The sequence below is a fragment of the Streptomyces blastmyceticus genome (assembly GCF_039521185.1).
In the GTDB taxonomy this organism is placed as follows: Bacteria; Actinomycetota; Actinomycetes; order Streptomycetales; family Streptomycetaceae; genus Streptomyces; species Streptomyces blastmyceticus.
The window spans coordinates 112356-131079 of the sequence record NZ_BAAABW010000026.1; the positions used below are offsets into that span (position 1 = coordinate 112356).

1 protein-coding gene (running past one end of the window) is annotated in these 18724 nt (G+C 75.5%); it reads right to left on the reverse strand.

Going from position 1 to position 18724, the window contains the following annotated elements:
• Positions 1-18724, reverse strand: the 3' portion of a protein-coding gene (locus ABD269_RS23165; RefSeq protein ID WP_344122012.1) for a type I polyketide synthase. It continues 9764 nt past the right edge of the window; only the last 18724 of its 28488 coding nucleotides appear in the window; its start codon lies beyond the right edge, outside the window; it ends in the stop codon at positions 1-3.

Below are 18724 nucleotides of genomic sequence, written 5' to 3' on the forward strand. Positions count from 1 at the left end.
TCAGTCGCGCTCGTGGTGGGAATTGCCGTCCAGTGCCGCCTGCACCAGGTCGTCGACGTCCATGGCGTCGATCGACTCGTCAAAGGCGTCCGCCGCCGTCCGTGCGGTGGCGTCATCGCCCGCCCCGGCGGTCTGCGCGGCGAGCTTCAGCAGGGGTTCGAGCACGCCGATCTCGCGCAGCTGGGCCACGGAGACGGAGGCGAGCAGGGCCCTGATGCCGGACTGGTCGAGGTCGGTCCCGCCGCCCGCTTCGCCGGGCCCGTCGTCGGGGACGAGCAGGCCCAGGATGTGGCCGGCCAGGTCGACGGGGCTCGGGTGGTCGAAGACGAGGGTGGCGGCGAGGCCCAGTCCGGTCGCGGCGCCGAGCTGGTTGCGCAGCTCGACCGCGGCGAGGGAGTCGAAGCCGAGGTCCCGGAAGGCCCGGTCGGCGCCGACGGCGTCGGCGGTGGGGTGGCCCAGGACGGCGGCGGCCCGGTCGCGCACCAGGTCGAGTACGGCTTCGGAGCGCTGTGCGGGCGACAGGCCCGTCAGCTTGTCGCGCAGGGCGGTGCCCGTGGCCTCCTCGCCGGTGTTCCCGGCCGGGCGGTGCTCGGCGGGCGCGGTCAGCTCCGCGAGGAGCGGGCTGGGCCGCACGGCGGTGAAGTTCCGTACGAACCGGTCGCGTTCGACCTCGACGACGACCTCGGTGGGCCGGCCTTCCATGACGGCCCGGCGCAGTGCCGTGACGGCGAGGGCGGGGTCCAGCGGCCGGATCCCGGTGCGCTGGGCCGCTGCGGCCGCCCGGCCGTCGGCGGCCATGCCGCCGCCGCTCCAGGGGCCCCAGGCGATCGAGGTCGCGGCCAGGCCCTGCGCGCTGCGCCGTTCGGCGAGGGCGTCCAGGAAGGCGTTGGCCGCGGCGTAGTTGGCCTGGCCGGGGTTGCCGACCGCGGAGGACGAGGAGGAGAACAGGGCGAACACCTCCAGGTCCAGGTGCCTGGTGAGGTCGTGCAGGGCCAGGGCCGAGGCGGCCTTGGCGTGGAAGACGGCCTCGAAGCGGTCGGGGGTGAGGCTGTCCAGGACGCCGTCGTCGAGGACGCCCGCGGTGTGGACGACGCCCGTGAGGGGCGCGTCCGCCGGGATGTCCGCGAGGACCGCGGCGAGCGCCTCGCGGTCGGCGGCGTCGCAGGCGGCGAGGGTGACGTCCGCGCCGAGTGCGGTGAGTTCGTCCCGCAGTCCGGCCGCGCCGGGTGCGTCGGGGCCGCGGCGGCCGAGCAGCAGCAGGTGTCGCGCGCCGGCCCGGGCGAGTTCGCGTGCCACGTGGGCGCCCAGCGCTCCGGTGCCGCCGGTGATCAGGACGGTGCCGGTGGGGTTCCACTCCCGCGCGGTCCGTCCGGCCGGTACGGGCACCAGCCTGCGGCCGAGGACCGCCGAGGGCCGTACCGCGATCTGGTCCTCGCCGCCGGGGGCCGCGAGGGCTTCGGCGAAGCGGGCCGCGGACCGCTCGTCGAGGGTGTCGGGCAGGTCGATCAGGCCGCCCCAGCGCTGCGGGTACTCCAGGGCGGCGACGCGCCCCAGCCCCCAGACGGCGGCCTGGGCGGGGGCGGGCACCGGCTCGGACGGCGCGGCCGCGACGGCGCCGCGGGTGACGCACCACAGGGGTGCGTCGATGTCCGCGTCGCCGAGCGCCTGGATCAGGGTGGTGGTGAGCCCCAGGCCCTCGGGGGCGTCCGCCGCGGAGGCGGGCGCCGTCGCGAGGGCCAGCAGGGAAATCACGCCGGTGAACCCGGGCCCGCCCGCCGCCTGTTGGCGCAGCAGGCCGGCCAAGGAGGCGCGGTCGGTGCCGGGGGTCTCCAGGCGCACGGTGTCCGGGCCCAGGGCGGCGACGACGTCGGCGGCCCAGGGGTCGTCGGCGTGTCCCGCCGGGACCACGGCGAGCCAGGTGCCCGTCGGGGTGCGGTCGGGAGCGGAGGTGAGCGGCTTCCAGGTGATCCGCTGCCGCCAGCCGTCGACGGTGTTCACCTCGCCGCGCCGGCGGCGCCAGTCCGCGAGCGCGGGGAGCACCTTGGACAGGGCGTCGCCGTCGACGTTCAGCGTCGATTCGAGCGAGGCGAAGTCCTCGTCCCGCACGGCGGACCAGAAGCCGTCGTCCTCGCCGCCGGGCGCGCCGGGGCCGGTGGCCGGCTGCGGTTGCGGCCAGAACCGCTGGTGCTGGAAGGGGTAGGTGGGCAGGTCGGTGCGGCGGGGCCGGTCCTGGCCGAGGAGGGCGGGCCAGTGCGGGTCGAGGCCGTCGACGTGCAGCCGGGCGAGCGCGGTGAGCAGGGACTCCTCCTCGTCGCGGCCCTTGCGCAGGGCCGGTACGGCCACCGCCGTCGAGGCCAGGGCGTCGAGGGTGTCCTGGGCCATGGCGCACAGCGAGCCGTCGGGGCCGAGCTCCAGGAAGACGGAGGCGCCGCGCTCGGCGAGGGTGCGGACGCCGTCGCCGAAGCGGACGGCCTCGCGTACGTGGCGCACCCAGTAGTCCGGGGAGCACACCTGCTCCTCGGTCGCCGCCTCGCCGGTCAGGTTGGACACGAGCGGGATCGCCGGGGCGTCGTAGCTGATGCTCCGGGTGACCCGTCGGAAGTCCTCGAGAATGGCGTCCATGTGCAGGGAGTGAAACGCATGGCTCACCCGCAAACGCCTAGTCTTGCGCCCGTCGGCCGTGAATTTCTCCGCGATGGCGAGCACCGCGTCCTCGTCCCCGGAGAGGACCACCGACTCCGGTCCGTTGATCGCGGCGACCGACACGCCGTCGGTCAGGTGTGCCAGTACCTCGCTCTCGGCGGCTTGGACGGCGACCATGGCGCCGCCCTGGGGCAGGGCGTTCATCAGCCTCGCCCGCGCGGCCACCAGGCGGCAGGCGTCCTCCAGGGAGAACACCCCGGCCACGTGTGCCGCCGCGATCTCGCCGACGGAGTGCCCGGCGACGAAGTCGGGGCGGATGCCCCAGGACTCCACCAGCCGGAACAGCGCCACCTCGATGGCGAACAGCGCGGGCTGGGTGTAGCCGGTGCGGTCCAGCCGCTCGGCGTCGTCGAACATGACGTCCCGCAGGGGCCGTTCGAGCTCGGCGTCCAGGTGCGCGGTCACCTCGTCGAGGGCCTCGGCGAACACCGGGAAGCGGGCGTGGAGCTCGCGGCCCATGCCGACGCGCTGCGAGCCCTGGCCGGAGAAGAGCACCGCGAGCTTGCCGCGGCGGGCCACCTCGCCGCCCAGGACTACATGGGGCGAGGCGAGGCCGTCGGCGAGCGAGGCGAGGCCCTGGAGCAGGTCGTCGCGGCCGCCGGCGAGGACCGCGGCCCGGTGCGCGAAGGCCGACCGGGTCGTGGCCAGGGCCTGTGCGAGGGCGGCGGGGGTGAGTCCGGGCCGCGCGCTCACATAGGCGTGCAGCTGCCTGGCCTGGTCCCGCAGTGCTTCGGGTACGGCGGCCGACACGGGCACGGGCAGCAGGCCGGGCTCCTCCGCGGCCTCGGGCCCGGGTCCGGCGGCCGGTGCGGGCTGCTCGATGATGACGTGGGAGTTGGTGCCGCTGGCGCCGAAGGCGGAGATGCCCGCCCGGCGCGGGCGGCCCGTCTCCGGCCAGTCGGCTGCTTCGGTCAGCAGCTCGACCGCGCCGGCGGTCCAGTCGACGTGTGTCGAGGGCTCGTCGATGTGCAGCGTCCTGGGCAGGACGCCGTGGCGCATCGCCATGACCATCTTGATCACTCCCGCGACGCCGGCGGCGGCCTGGGTGTGCCCGATGTTGGACTTCAGCGACCCCAGCAGCAGCGGCTGTTCGCGGTCCTTGCCGTAGGTGGCGAGCAGGGCCTGCGCCTCGATGGGGTCGCCCAGCGTGGTGCCCGTGCCGTGGGCCTCCACGGCGTCCACGTCGGCCGGTGCCAGCCCGGCGTTGGCCAGGGCCCGGCGGATGACGCGGCGCTGCGAAGGGCCGTTGGGGGCGGTGAGGCCGTTGGAGGCACCGTCCTGGTTGACGGCCGAACCGCGCAGGACCGCGAGGACCTCGTGCCCGTTGCGCCGGGCGTCCGAGAGCCGCTCAAGGACGAGGACGCCGACGCCCTCGGACCAGCCGGTGCCGCCGGCCGAGGAGGAGAAGGCCCGGCAGCGGCCGTCCGCCGAGAGGGCTCCCAGCTCCCCGAACTCGACGAAGTTCACCGGGCTGGACATCACGGTCACACCGCCGGTGAGCGCGATCGAGCACTCGCCGTTGCGCAGGGCCTGAGCGGCGAGGTGGACCGCCACCAGCGACGACGAGCACGCCGTGTCGACGCTGACGGACGGGCCCTCCAGGCCGAAGCTGTAGGACACCCGGCCGGAGAGCAGGCTGGCCGACTGCGCGGTCTGCGCGTGGCCCAGCTGGCCGGCCTCGGGCCGGTAGTCGCCCGAGCCGCCGCCGATGAACACGCCCGTGTCGCCGCCGCGCAGCTCCGCCGGGTCGATGCCGGTGCGCTCCAGCGCCTCCCAGGCGGCTTCCAGCAGGATGCGCTGTTGCGGGTCCATCACCATCGCCTCGCGCGGTGAGATCCCGAAGAAGCCGGGGTCGAAGTCCGCCACGTCGTAGAGGAATCCGCCTTCGCGGGCGACGGTCCGGCCCCGGCCGTCCCGGTCGCCGTGCAGCAGCCGGTCCAGGTCCCAGCCCCGGTCGGCGGGGAAGCCGCCGATGGCGTCCACGTCCCCCATGACCAGGTTCCACAGGTCCTCGGGCGAGCGGACCCCGCCCGGGTAGCGGCAGCTCATGCCGACGATCACGATGGGGTCGTCCGCCGCGGCGGCGCGCACCGCCGGGGCGTCCGTCCCGGGCTGCTCCTCGCCGTCCTCGCCGAGGAGTTCGGCCAGCAAGTGGCCGGCCAGCGCCTCGGCGGTGGGGTAGTCGAAGACGAGGGTGGCGGGCAGGGCCAGACCCGTCGCGGTGGCGAGCTGGTTGCGCAGGTCGACGGCGGTCAGCGAGTCGAAGCCGAGGTCCTTGAAGGCCTGTCCGGAGGGGACGGCATCGGCGTCGGCGAACCCGAGCACCGAGGCCGCCTCGCCGCGGACCACGGCCAGCAGCGCCTCGGTCCGCTCCGCGGCCGGGCGGGCCGCGAGTTCGGCCCGGAGGCCGGACGCGGGTCCCGCCGTGCCGGGCTCGGCGGGGCCCGCCAGTGCCTCGCGGGCCTCGGGCAGGTCCGTGAAGAGGGCGCCGGGCCGGGTGCGGGCGAAGGCCGGCGCGAACCGGTCCCACCGCACGTCGGCGACCGTCACCGAGGAGGCGTCGGTGCCGACGGACCGGGCGAGCGCGGTCAGGGCCCGCCGGGGGTCCATCGCGGGCAGCCCGTTGGCCCGCAGGTGCGCGGCCATGCCATCGGGGGCGGTGTCCGCCCAGGCGCCCCAGGAGACCGACAGGGCGCGCAGTCCGCGGGCGCGGTAGCGCTGGGCCAGGGCGTCGAGGAGGGCCCCGGCGGCCGCGTCCGCTCCCCTGCCGTTCACGCCCCACGTCCCGGCGATCGTGGAGAAGAGGACGAACGCGTCCAGGGGCCGTCCGCCGGTCGCCGCGTCGGCCACGGCCACCAGGTTCTCGGCGCCGGCGTGCAGCGCGGTCAGGGCCGCGCCCGGCTCGTCGGCGGAGGGCGCTCCCTCCTCACCGGCGTACACCACCGCGGTCAGCGGCTGGGTCCCGGGAAGGTCGGCGAGCGCGGTCAGCAGCGCTTCGCCATCGGCCGGGGAGCAGGTGACGAGCGTCAGCTCCGTGCCCAGTCCGGCGAGTTCGGCGCTCAGGTCCGTGACGTCCGGTGCGGTGGCCGTGGCCAGCAGGACGCGCTGGGCGCCCTGCTCCGCGAGCCAGCGGACGAGGTGTCCGCCGGAGCCGGCCACGTCGCCTGCGACCAGGACCGTGCCGGCCGGCTGCCACGGCGCCGACGGGGCGTCGGCCGTGGCGCGCGTCAGCCGGCGCCCGAAGGCGCCCGAGGGCCGCAGGGCCACCTGGTCCTCGCCGTCCGTGCCGGACAGGACGGTGCGGAGGCGGTCCGCCGAGCGGCGGTCGAGCACGTGCGGTACGTCGACGAGCCCGCCCCAGCGGTCCGGGTGCTCCAGGGCCGTCACGCGGCCGAGTCCCCACACCGCCGCCTGGGCGGCGCTCGTCTCCGTGTCCGAGCGGCCGACCGACACCGCGCCGCGGGTGACGTACCACAGCGGGGCGTCGATCCCGGCGTTCGCCAGGGCCTCCACCGCCTCGCCCGGCCGGGCCGGGCCCGCGGGGAGGGTGTCGGCGGCCGGGGCCGCGAGCAGGGAGACGACGCCGGTGAACCGGTGTCCTTCCAGGGCGGGTTCGGTGAGGCGCGCGCTCAGTGCGGCGGGGTCGGCCGGGGCGGCCTCGATCACGACGGCGTCGTCGCCGAGGGCCGCGAGCACGGCGGCGGTCCACTCGTCGGCGGCGGTTCCCGCCGGGACGAGCGCCAGCCACGGTCCGGTGAATGTGCCCGGAGCGGCTCCGGTGAGCGGCTTCCAGGTCACGTGGTAGCGCCAGCCGTCGGCGGCCGATCCCTCGACGCGCTTGCGGCGCCAGGTCGACAGGGCGGGCACGAGGGCGGACAGCGAGGCGTCGTCCAGCTCCAGGTCGGCCGACAGCGCCGCCAGGTCCTCGCGCTCCACCGCGGCCCAGAACTCGGCGTCCGCCGGGTTCTGCGGGCCGTCCTGCGCGGCCCCCGCGGGGGCGCTCTCCGGCCAGAACCACTCGCGTTGGAACGGGTACGTCGGCAGGTCGGTGCGGCGGGCGCCGGTGCCGTCGAAGAGCCCGGCCCAGTCCACGTCCGCACCCGCGACGTGCAGCCGCGCGAGGGCGGTGAGGAGGGCGATCTCCTCGGGGCGGTCCTTGCGGAGGGCCGATACGGCCACGGAGGTGTCGTCCAGGGTGTGCTGGGCCATGGCCGTCAGCACACCGTCGGGGCCCAGCTCCAGGAAGACGGAGGCGCCTTCGGTGGCGAGGGTGCGTACACCGTCGGCGAAGCGGACCATCTCACGGACGTGGCGGACCCAGTACTCGGCCGAGCACACCAGCTCTTCCGTGGCGAGCCCGCCCGTCACGTTGGAGACGACCGGGATCCGCGGCGCCTGGTAGGACAGGCCCTCGGCGACCCGGCGGAAGTCCGCCAGCATCGGCTCCATGAGCGCGGAGTGGAAGGCGTGGCTCACCGACAGCCGCTGCGTCTTGCGGCCCTCGGCGGCGAATTCCTCGGCGATGCCGAGCACTTCGGCCTCCTCGCCCGCGAGGACGACCGACTCCGGACCGTTGACCGCCGCGATCGACACGCCGTCCACCAGCCGCCCGGCGACCTCTTCCTCCGCGGCCTGGACGGCGACCATCGCACCGCCCGCGGGCAGTGCCTGCATCAGGCGTGCCCGCGCCGCGACGAGCCGGCAGGCGTCCTCCAGGGAGAACACCCCGGCCACGTGAGCCGCCGCGATCTCACCGATCGAGTGACCCGCGACGAAGTCCGGGCGGATTCCCCAGGATTCGGCCAGCCGGAACAACGCCACCTCGACGGCGAACAGAGCGGGCTGAGTGAACCCGGTCTCGTCCAGCCCCTCCGCGTCGCCGAACATGACGTCCTGCAGCGAGCGTTCCAGCTCCGTGTCGAAGTGGGCCGCCACCGCGTCGAGGGCCTCGGCGAACACCGGGAAGCGGACGTAGAGCTCCCGCCCCATGCCGACGCGCTGCGCACCCTGCCCCGAGAACAGCACCGCGAGCTTCCCGGTGTCTCCCCGGGTGACGCCGCGCGCGAGTTCCGAGACCCGCCCGCCGTCGGCCAGGAGCACCGCGCGGTGGGCGAACGCGGCCCTGCCGGTGGCGAGGGAGTAGCCCACGTCGACCGGGGACGGGCCGCTCAGCGCGGAGATCCGCTCGATCTGGGCCGCCAGCGCGGCCTCGGACTTGGCCGACACCGGCCAGGGCACCGCGCCCTGCTCCGTGGCGGGCGCTTCCGCCCCGGGCTCGGGCTCCGTCTCCGGGGCCTGCTCGATGATGACGTGGGCGTTGGTGCCGCTGACGCCGAAGGCGGAGACGCCGGCCCGCCGGGCGTGCCCGGTCTCGGGCCAGGCCCGCTCCTCGGTGAGGAGCGAGACCGCACCGGCCGTCCAGTCGACGTGCGAGGTCGGGGCGTCGACGTGCAGGGTCCTGGGCAGGGTGCCGTGGCGCATCGCCATGACCATCTTGATGATGCCCGCGGCGCCGGCCGCGGCCTGGGTGTGGCCCAGGTTCGACTTGACCGCGCCGAGCAGCAGCGGGAGTTCGCGGTCCTGTCCGTAGGCGGCCATGAGGGCGTGTGCCTCGATGGGGTCGCCGAGCGTGGTGCCGGTGCCGTGGGCCTCGACTGCGTCGACGTCGGCGGGGGCGAGGCCTGCGTCGGCCAGTGCCTCGCGGATGACGCGCTGCTGGGCACGCCCGTTGGGGGCGGTCAGGCCGTTGGAGGCGCCGTCCTGGTTGACGGCGGTGCCGCGGACGATGCCCAAGACCTCGTGGCCGTTGCGGCGGGCGTCGGAGAGACGCTCAAGGACGAGGACGCCGACACCCTCGGACCAGCCCGTGCCGTCGGCCGCGTCGGCGAAGGCCTTGATTCGGCCGTCGGGGGCAAGCCCGCCCTGGACGGTGAACTCGGTGAAGGAGTCGGGACCGGACATCACCGAGACGCCGCCGGCCAGGGCGAGCGTGCACTCGCCGCTGCGCAGGGACTGCGCGGCCATGTGCAGGGCGACGAGGGAGGAGGAGCAGGCGGTGTCGACGGTGACGGCCGGGCCCTCCAGGCCGAGGGCGTAGGAGAGCCGGCCGGACATGACGCTGGCGGTGTTGCCGGTGGCGACGTGGCCGCGGACGTCTGCGGTGCCCTTGCGCAGGAGCGTGGCGTAGTCCTGGCCGTTGGTGCCGACGAAGACGCCGGTGCGGCTGCCGCGCAGGGTGGTCGCGTCGATCCCGGCACGCTCGAAGACCTCCCAGGTGGTCTCAAGCAGCAGGCGCTGCTGGGGGTCCATGGCCAGGGCCTCGCGGGGCGAGATGCCGAAGAAGGAGGCGTCGAAGAGGCCGACGCCGTCGAGGAATCCGCCGTCGAGGGTCGCGGAGGCGCCCCGGGCGAGCTCGTCCAGGTCCCAGCCGCGGTCGGCGGGGAATCCGGCGATCGCGTCCTCGCCGCGGCTCAGGAGCCGCCAGAGGTCTTCGGGGGATGCGACGCCGCCGGGGAAGCGGCAGCTCATGCCGACGATGGCGATGGGGTCCTCGGACACCGCACGGCCGGCCTGCGCGGGGGTGCCGGGGGCCTCCTCGGGCAGGGCGCCGAGGAGCTCGGTGAGCAGGAACTCGGCGAGGGCGTGCGGGGTCGGGTAGTCGTAGACGAGGGTCGCGGGCAGCTTCAGCCCGGTCGTGACCGTCAGGGCGTTGCGCAGTTCGACGATGGTCAGCGAGTCGAAGCCGAGGTCGCTGAAGGCCTGGTCGGCGCCGATGGCGCCGGTGCCGGAGTGCCCGAGGACCGCGGCCACCTGTCCGCGCAGGAGGTCGAGGACGAACCGCGGGCGCGCGGCCGGGGAGAGCCCGGCGAGCTGCCGGCGCAGTGCGGGTTCCCGCAGGGCTGTCTCCCGGGCTCCGGCGGGTGCCGTGGTGGCGGCCCGGCGCAGCTCGGGGAGGTCGCCGACGGAGGGGTTGGGGCGGAGCGCGGTGAAGACGTCCGCGTAGCGCTCCCAGTCGACGTCGACGAGGGTCGTGGCCGTGTCGCCGTGTTCGATGGCGTGGCGCAGCGCCGTGAGGGCGAGTTCGGGTGCCATGGGCGTGAAGCCGCCGCGGCGGACGCGGCTGTCGACACCGGGTCCGTCGGCGGCCATGCCTGCCTCGGCCCAGGGGCCCCAGCCGAGGGAGGTCGCGGGCAGGCCCGCCGCGCGGCGGTGCTCGGCGAAGGCGTCGAGGAAGGCGTTGGCGGCGGCGTAGTTGCCCTGGCCGGGGGCGCCGAGGGTGCCGGCGACGGAGGAGAAGAGGACGAAGGCGGTCAGGCCGTGGTCCCGGGTCGCCTCGTGCAGGTTGACGGTGGCGGTGACCTTGGCACGCAGGACGGCGGTGAACTTCTCGGGGGTGAGGGTGTCCACGGTGCCGTCGTCGACGGTGCCTGCGGTGTGGAACACCGCGGTGAGCGGGTGTTCCCCGGGGATCGCGGCGAGTACGGCGGTGAGCGCGTCGCGGTCGGCGGTGTCGCAGGCGGCCAGGGTGACGCGGGCGCCCGAGTCCTCCAGTTCGGCCCGCAGTTCCCCGGCTCCCGGCGCGTCGGCGCCGCGGCGGCTGACGAGCAGCAGGTGCCGGGCGCCCCGTGCGGCGAGCCAGCGGGCGACGTGGCCGCCCAGGGCGCCGGTGCCGCCGGTGACGAGCACGGTGCCGCCGGGCCGGAACTCGCCGGGCGCGGGGGCGTCCCCGACGGGGTGGTGGGCCAGCCGGCGGGCGTACGTCGCGGTGGCGCGCACGGCGAGCTGGTCCTCGCCGTCGCTTCCGGCGAGCACGGTGGCCAGTCGGCGCAGGGTGGTGTCGGCGAGCTCGTCGGGGAGGTCGACGAGGCCGCCCCAGCGCTCGGGGTGCTCCAGGGCGACCACCCGGCCGAGGCCCCAGGCGGCTGCCTGGGCGGGGCGGGCGAGCTGTTCGGAGCGGCCGACCGCCACGGCGGTGCGCGTCACGCACCACAGGGGTGCGTCGATGCCGGCGTCGCCCAGTGCCTGTACGGCGGCCGTCGTCAGCAGCAGGCCGGCGGGTGCGTCGGGGGCGTCCCGCCCGTCCTCGTCGGCCACGGCCAGCAGGGACAGTACGCCTGTGAACCCGTCGCCTTCGGCGGCCAGTTCGCGCAGGCGGTCGGCCAGGGCCTCGCGCTGCGGGGTGGTGACGTCGAGGCGGACGGTGTCGGTGGCGAGGGCGCCGGTGACCGCGTCGAGCCACGCCGGGTCGGCGGCGCCGGCCGGGGCGAGCACCAGCCAGGTGCCGGACGGGGTCGCGGTGCGGGAGGCGCCGGTCAGGGGCTTCCAGGTGACCCGGTAGCGCCAGCCGTCGACGGTGGAGCGCTCGACGCGCTTGCGGCGCCAGGACGCCAGGGCGGGCACGACGGCGGTGAGGGTGTCGTCGTCCAAGTCCAGGGAGGTGCCCAGGGACGCGATGTCCGCGCGCTCGACCGCCGACCAGAACGCGGCGTCCGCCCCGTCGGCGGGGCCCTGTGCGGCGGAGGTCGCGGCGGGCGTCTCGGGCCAGTAGCGCTCGCGCTGGAAGGGGTAGGTCGGCAGGTCGGTCCGCCGGGCGCCGGTACCGGCGAACACCGCGGGCCAGTCGACCCGTACGCCGTGCGTGTGGAGCCGGGCGAGTGCCGTGGTGAGGGCCTGGCCCTCGGGGCGGTCGCGGCGCAGGGCCGGGACGGCGACGGCGCCGCTCTCCTCGTCGGCGGTCGCGCGGACCGCGCCGGAGAGCACTCCGTCCGGGCCGAGTTCGAAGAAGGTGGTCACACCGTGCTCGGTGAGCCGGCGGACGGCGTCGGCGAAGCGGACGGTGCCGCGGACCTGTCCGGTCCAGTACTCCGGCGAGCGGAGCTCGTCGGCGGTGACGAGAGTGCCGGTGACGGTGGACACGAACGGCAGCGAGGGCACGCCGTAGGTGACGCCGGCGGCGACGCGGGCGAAGTCCTCCAGCATCGCGTCCATGTGCGGCGAGTGGAAGGCGTGGCTGACGCGCAGCCGCTTGGTGCGGCGGCCGAGCTCCTCGAAGCGGGCCGCGAGGGCGAGCACCGCGTCCTCGTCGCCCGCGATGACCAGGGACGACGGGGTGTTGACGGCGGCGACGGAGACACGCCCCTCGTACGTGGCGAGCAGGGGCAGCACCTCGTCCTCGGACGTCTCGACGGAGGCCATGGCACCGCCCGTGGGCAGGGCGGCCATCAGCCGGGCGCGGGCCGCGACGAGGGTGCAGGCGTCCGCCAGGGAGAGGACTCCGGCGGCGTGCGCGGCGGCGAACTCGCCGATGGAGTGCCCGGCGACGTAGTCGGGGCGCAGGCCCCAGGACTCGGCGAGCCGGAACAGCGCCACTTCGAGGGCGAAGAGGGCCGGCTGGGTCCAGCCGGTGTCGTCGAGCAGCGCGGCCTCGGGGGTGTCCGGTGCGGCGAACAGGATCTCCCGCAGCGGGCGGTCGAGTTCGAGATCGAGGCGGGCCAGTACGGCGTCCAGTGCCTCGGCGAAGACCGGGTGGCGTTCGTAGAGCTCGCGTCCCATGCCCGGGCGCTGGCTGCCCTGGCCGGTGAAGAGGAAGGCCAGGCGGCCGCGGCTCCGGCCGCCGGTGATCAGGCCGGCGGTGGGGGTGCCGTCGCGCAGGGCGGCCAGGGCGTGGGCGAGCGCGTCGTGGTCGTCGGTGACGACGGCCGCGCGGTGCTCCAGGGCGGCCCGGGTGGTGGCGAGGGAGTAGGCGAGGTCGGTGAGGGGCGCTCCGGGGTGGTCGGTGAGGTGGGACAGGAGGCGGCCGGCCTGGGCGCGCAGGCCCTCTTCGGTGCGTCCGGACAGTGTCAGGGGGACGGCTCCGGCCGTGCGGGCCGTGTCCGTCGCCTCCTCCTCGGGCCGCTCGTCCGGCGCCTGTTCGAGGATGGTGTGGACGTTGGTGCCGCTGAGTCCGAAGGAGGAGACGCCCGCGCGGCGCGGGTGTCCGGTGGCCGGCCAGGCCTCCGGCTCGGTGAGCAGCCGGATGGCGCCGGAGCTCCAGTCGACGTGCGAGGAGGGCCGGTCGATGTGCAGGCTCCGCGGTACGGCCTCCTGGCGCATGGCCATGACCATCTTGATGACGCTGGCGATGCCGGACGCCATCTGGGTGTGGCCGATGTTGGACTTGACGGAGCCGAGCAGCAGCGGCTGCTCCGGGTCGCGGTCCTGTCCGTAGGTGGCCAGGAGCGCCTGGGCCTCGATGGGGTCGCCGAGGGCGGTGCCGGTGCCGTGTCCGTCGACGACGTCGACCTCGGCGGCGGCCACGCCGGCGTTGGCGAGGGCCTGGCGGATGACGCGCTGCTGGGACGGGCCGTTGGGGGCGGTCAGGCCGTTGGAGGCGCCGTCCTGGTTGACGGCGGAGCCGCGGATCACGGCCAGGACCTCGTGCCCGTTGCGGAGGGCGTCGGAGAGCCGCTCGACGAGGACGAGGCCGACGCCTTCGGCCAGGCTCATGCCGTCGGCGGCGTCGGAGTAGGCCTTGCAGCGGCCGTCGGCCGCCATCGCCCGCTGCCGGCTGAAGCCGACGAAGGGGAACGGCGTGGACATGATGCTGACGCCGCCTGCGAGGGCGAGGGAGCTCTCGCCGTTGCGCAGCGACTGGCAGGCCAGGTGCAGGGCGACGAGGGAGGAGGAGCAGGCGGTGTCGAGCGAGACGGCCGGGCCCTCGAAGCCGTAGGTGTAGGCCAGGCGGCCGGACAGGACGCTGGAGATGCTGCCGGTGATCGCGTGTCCCTCGGCGCCCTCCGGGCTCGCGGCGTTGGCGGCGTAGTCCTGGTAGCTGGCGCCGATGAAGGTGCCCGTGCCGCTGCCGCGCAGGGTGGCGGGGTCGATGCCGGCGCGCTCCAGCGCCTCCCAGGAGGTCTCGAGCAGCAGGCGCTGCTGGGGGTCCATGGCCAGCGCCTCGCGGGGCGAGATGCCGAAGAAGGAGGCGTCGAAGTCGGCGGCGTCGTGGAGGAAGCCGCCCCGGGTCGAGTAGGTGCGGCCCGGCCGGTCGGGGTCGGGGTCGTAGAGGCCCTCGGTGTCCCAGCCGCGGTCGGTGGGCCACTCGCCGGTGGCGTCGCCGCCCTCGGCGACGAGCCGCCACAGGTCCTCCGGGGAGGCGATGCCGCCCGGGTAGCGGCAGCTCATGCCGATGATGGCGATCGGCTCGTCGTCGGCGGGGGCCGCGGCGGCGTGCACGGCGGCGGCTGTCCCGGTGCCGGCGCCCGCGATCGCGTCGCGCAGGAAGGCCACGAGCGCGAGCGGGCTGGGGTGGTCGAAGACCACGGTGCTCGGCAGGGTGAGCCCGGTGACGGCGGCGATCCGGTTGCGCAGGTCGACGGCGGTGAGGGAGTCGAAGCCGACGTCGCGGAAGGCCCGCTGCTCGGAGAGTACGTCCGGCGAGGCGTGGCCGAGCGCGGTGGCCGCCTCGGCGCGTACCAGGTCGAGCAGGAGGCGGTCCTGCTCGGGGGTGGTCAGGGCGAGGAGCCTGGCGGTGAACTCGTTGCCGGAGGCCGGGGTTTCGGCGCTCCGCTCCTCCAGCCGCCGGACCTCGGGCAGGTCCGCGAAGAGAGGTGCGGGCCGCGCCGAGGTGAAGACCGGGTGGTAGCGCTCCCAGTCCACGTCGGCAATCGCGAGGACCGTCTCGTCGTCGTCGAGGGCCTGCCGCAGTCCGGTGAGGGCGAGCTGCGGGTCCATGAAGACGAGTCCGCTGCGGCGGATCTGGCCGGGGTCGACGCGGCCGAGCTTCAGGTCGTCGGCCCAGATGCCCCAGGAGACGGCCGTGGCCCGGGCGCCCCGGGCGCGGCGGTGCTCGGCGAGGGCGTTGAGGTAGGCGTTGCCGGCGACGTAGGCGGCGTGCGCCCCGCTGCCCCACATGCCGGCGGAGGAGGAGTACAGGACGAAGGCGTCGAGCTCGTCGTCGTCGAGGAGTTCGTCGAGGTGCCGGGCGCCGGAGACCTTGGCGTCGACGACCTTCGCGAAGGCGTCGAGGGTCGTCTCCGCGAGCGGCGCGAGCTCGATGGTGACGGCGGTGTGGACGACCGTGCGGACGGTGCGGCCCTCGGCCTTGAGCGCCCCGAGCATGTCCGCGACCGCGTCGCGGTCGGTCAGGTCGCAGGCGACGGTGGTGGCTTCGCAGCCCAGCTCGGCGAGTTCCCGTACGAGCTCCGCCGCGCCGGGTGCCGCCGGGCCGCGCCGGCTGGTCAGCACGATGTGCTCGGCGCCCTGCCGGGCGAGCCAGCGGGCCAGGTGCGGGGCGAGCGTGCCCGTGCCGCCGGTGACGAGGGTGGTGCCGCGGGGCGACCAGGGGCGGGCCGGGTCCGGGTCCGCGGAGGCGGCGCGCACGATGCGGCGGGCGAGGACGCCCGAGGCGCGGACGGCGAGTTGGTCCTCGCCTGTGCGGTTGGTGAGGACGGCGGCCAGGCGTTCCGCGGCGCGCCGGTCGAGCTGTTCGGGCAGGTCGACGACGCCGCCCCAGCGCTCCGGGTGTTCGAGGGCAGCCGTCCAGCCGAGGCCGTGTATCTGGGCCTGGGCGGGCCGGGTCAGCCGGTCCGCGCGGCCGGTGGAGACGGCGCCCCGGGTCAGGCACCACAGGGGTGCGCCGGTGCCGGTGTCGCCGAGTGCCTGGACGAGCGAGACGGTCAGGGCGAGGCCGGTGGTGAGCGCCGGGTGGTGCGCGCTCGGTTCCTCGGCCGCGGCCAGCAGGGACACCACACCCGTGAGCTCGGTGAGGTCTGCGAGCTCCGTCAGGCGGGCGGCGAGGACCGTACGGTCCTCGCATGCCTCGTCCAGGACGAGCGTGCGCGGGTCGGCGCCGTGGGCGGCGAGTGCGTCCGTGACGTCGTCGGCGTCGGTTCCCCCGGCGGTGACGACGAGCCAGGTGCCGGTCAGGTCAGCGGCGGGCAGGGCGGTCAGCGGCTGCCATGCGGCGCGGTACCGCCAGGAGTCCACGGTCGACAGGTCGCGGCGGTGCTTGCGCCAGTGCGAGAGCGCCGGGAGCACGGGGGCCAGCGAGGTGCGGTCGAGGTGCAGGCTGGAGGCGAGGGAGTCGACGTCCTCCTCCTCGACCGCCGTCCAGAACTCCGCGTCCGCGGGGTCGGTTTCGTGGCGGTCCCGCGGTGCGGCGGGTACGGCCCACAGGTATTCGCGCTGGAAGGGGTAGGTGGGCAGCGGCACCCGGCGGGCCCCGGTGCCGGCGAAGAAGCGGGACCAGTCGGCGGTCGCGCCGCGGACGAAGGCCTCGGCGAGCGAGGTCAGGAAGCGGTCGGTGCCGTCGGCCCCGCGGCGGAGCGTGCCGAGCACCACGGCCCGGGTGTCCGCCGCCTCGGCCGTCTCCTGGATGCCCATGGAGAGGACGGGGTGGGAGCTGACCTCGATGAAGAAGCGGTGGTCCCGTGCGAGGAGTTCGCGCACGGCGGGCTCGAAGCGGACGGTCTGCCGGAGGTTGGTGTACCAGTAGTCGGCGTCGGGGACGCCAGAGCCGGCCGCAGTGTCCAGCCAGTCGCCGGTGACGGTGGAGAAGAAGGGTACCTGCGGGGCGCGCGGCCGGACCGGCGCGAGGGCGTCGCGCAGTTCGTCGCGCAACAGCTCGACCTGCGCGGAGTGCGAGGCGTAGTCCACGGCGATGCGCTTGGCGCGGATGTCGGCGGCGGCCAGCTCGGCCAGCAGGGCGTCCAGCGGTTCGGGGGCGCCGGAGACGACGACGGAGCGGGGTCCGTTGACGGCGGCGACGGACAGGCCCTCGTATGCGGCGAGACGCTCTTCGACCTCGGCCACGGGCAGCGGGACCGACATCATGCCGCCGGATCCGGCCAGCACCCGGGCGATGGCCTGGCTGCGCAGCGCGACGACCCGGGCGGCGTCCTCCAGTGACAGGGCGCCGGAGACGGCGGCGGCGGCGATCTCGCCCTGCGAGTGACCGACGACGGCGTCGGGGGTGATGCCGTGGGAGCGCCACAGTTCGGCCAGCGAGACCATGACGGCGAACGAGGCGGGCTGGACGACGTCGACGCGGTCGAGGGTGGGCGCGCCCTCGGCCTGGCGCAGCACGTCGATCAGCGACCAGTCGGTGAACGCCGAGAGGGCGGCCGCGCACTCGCGCAGGCGCTCGGCGAAGACCGGCGACTCCTCCAGCAGCCGCGCCCCCATGCCGGCCCACTGGGAGCCCTGGCCGGGGAAGACGAACACGGTCCTGCCGTCGGTGTCGGCGATGCCCTGGACGACGCCCGGGACGGACTGTCCCTCGCCGAGGGCCCGGAGGGCCGCCGCCTGCTCCTCGTCGCCGGTGCCGACGACGACGGCGCGGTGGTCGAGGAGTGTGCGCGAGGCCACCAGGCTGTGGCCGGTGTCGAGGGCGCCGGGCGGCTGCTCGCCGTCGAGGAGGGCGGCGAGGTTCGCGGCCTGGGCGCGCAGGGCGCCCGGGGTCCGCGCGGACAGCACCCAGGGGACGGCACCGCCGGCCGGGGGCAGCGGCTCCGCTTCCTGTGCGGGGTCCGTCTCCTGCGGTCGGGGCGCCTCTTCGAGGACGGTGTGGGCGTTGGTGCCGCTGATGCCGAAGGACGAGACCGCGCAGCGGCGCGGGCGCCCGCCCTCGGGCCAGTCGGTGCGGTCGGTCAGCAGGGAAACCGCGCCGGAGGTCCAGTCGACGTGGCTGGAGGGGGTGTCGGCGTGCAGGGTGCGCGGCAGTTCGCCGTGGCGCAGTGCCATGACCATCTTGATGACGCCGGCCACGCCGGCCGCCGACTGGGTGTGACCGATGTTGGACTTCACGGAGCCCAGGAGCAGGGGGTGTTCGGCGTCGCGGGCCCGGCCGTAGGTGGCGAGCAGGGCCTGGGCCTCGATGGGGTCGCCGAGTGCGGTGCCGGTGCCGTGCGCCTCGACGGCGTCGATGTCCGCCGGGGCGAGACCGGAGTTGGCGAGGGCCTGGCGGATGACGCGCTGCTGGGACGGGCCGTTCGGGGCGGACAGGCCGTTGGAGGCGCCGTCCTGGTTGATGGCGGAGCCGCGGACGACGGCGAGGATCTCGCGGCCGTTGCGCCGCGCGTCGGAGAGCCGTTCCAGGACGAGGATGCCGACGCCCTCGGCGAGCGTCATGCCGTCGGCGCCGTCGGAGAACGCCTTGCACCGGCCGTCACCCGCGAGGGCCCGCTGCCGGCTGAAGGCGACGAAGGGGCTGGGGTTGGTCATCACGGTCGCGCCGCCGGCCAGGGCCAGCGAGCTCTCGCCGTTGCGCAGCGACTGGCAGGCCAGGTGCAGGGCGACCAGGGACGAGGAGCAGGCCGTGTCGACGGTGACCGCCGGCCCTTCGAGGCCGAAGAGGTAGGCCAGCCGCCCGGAGAGGACGCTCGGGCTGGTGCCGGTCACCAGGTGGCCCGCGGAGGGGTCGTCGACGCCGAGGCCGTACTCCTGGTAGGTGGAGCCGATGAAGGTTCCGGTCGCCGTGGAGTGGACCGTCGCGGGGTCGATGCCGGCCTGCTCGAACGCCTCCCAGGTGGTCTCCAGCAGCAGGCGCTGCTGGGGGTCCATCGACAGGGCCTCGCGCGGCGAGATGCCGAAGAAGCCGGCGTCGAACTCGCCCGCGTCGTGCAGGAATCCGCCCTGGGTGGAGTACGTCGTGCCGTTGTTGTCCGGATCCGGGTGGTAGAGGTCGGTGTTCCAGCCGCGGTTGACGGGGAAGTCGGAGATGGCGTCGACGCCGTCGGAGATCAGCTCCCAGAACTGTTCCGGGGAGCGGACGCCGCCGGGGAAGCGGCAGCTCATGCCGACGATGGCGATGGGCTCGTCGAGGCCGCCGGGTGACGGTACGGCCACGGCCGCCGCCTCGCCCGCCGTGCCGAGGAGTTCGGCGCGCAGATGGCGCGCGAGGGCGCCGGGGGTCGGGTAGTCGAAGACCAGGGTGGCGGGCAGGGACAGGCCGGTGAGCGCGGCCAGCCGCTTGCGCAGCTCCACGGCGGTCAGCGAGTCGAAGCCCGCCTCGCGGAAGGCGCGTCGCTCCGCGATGCCTTCGGCG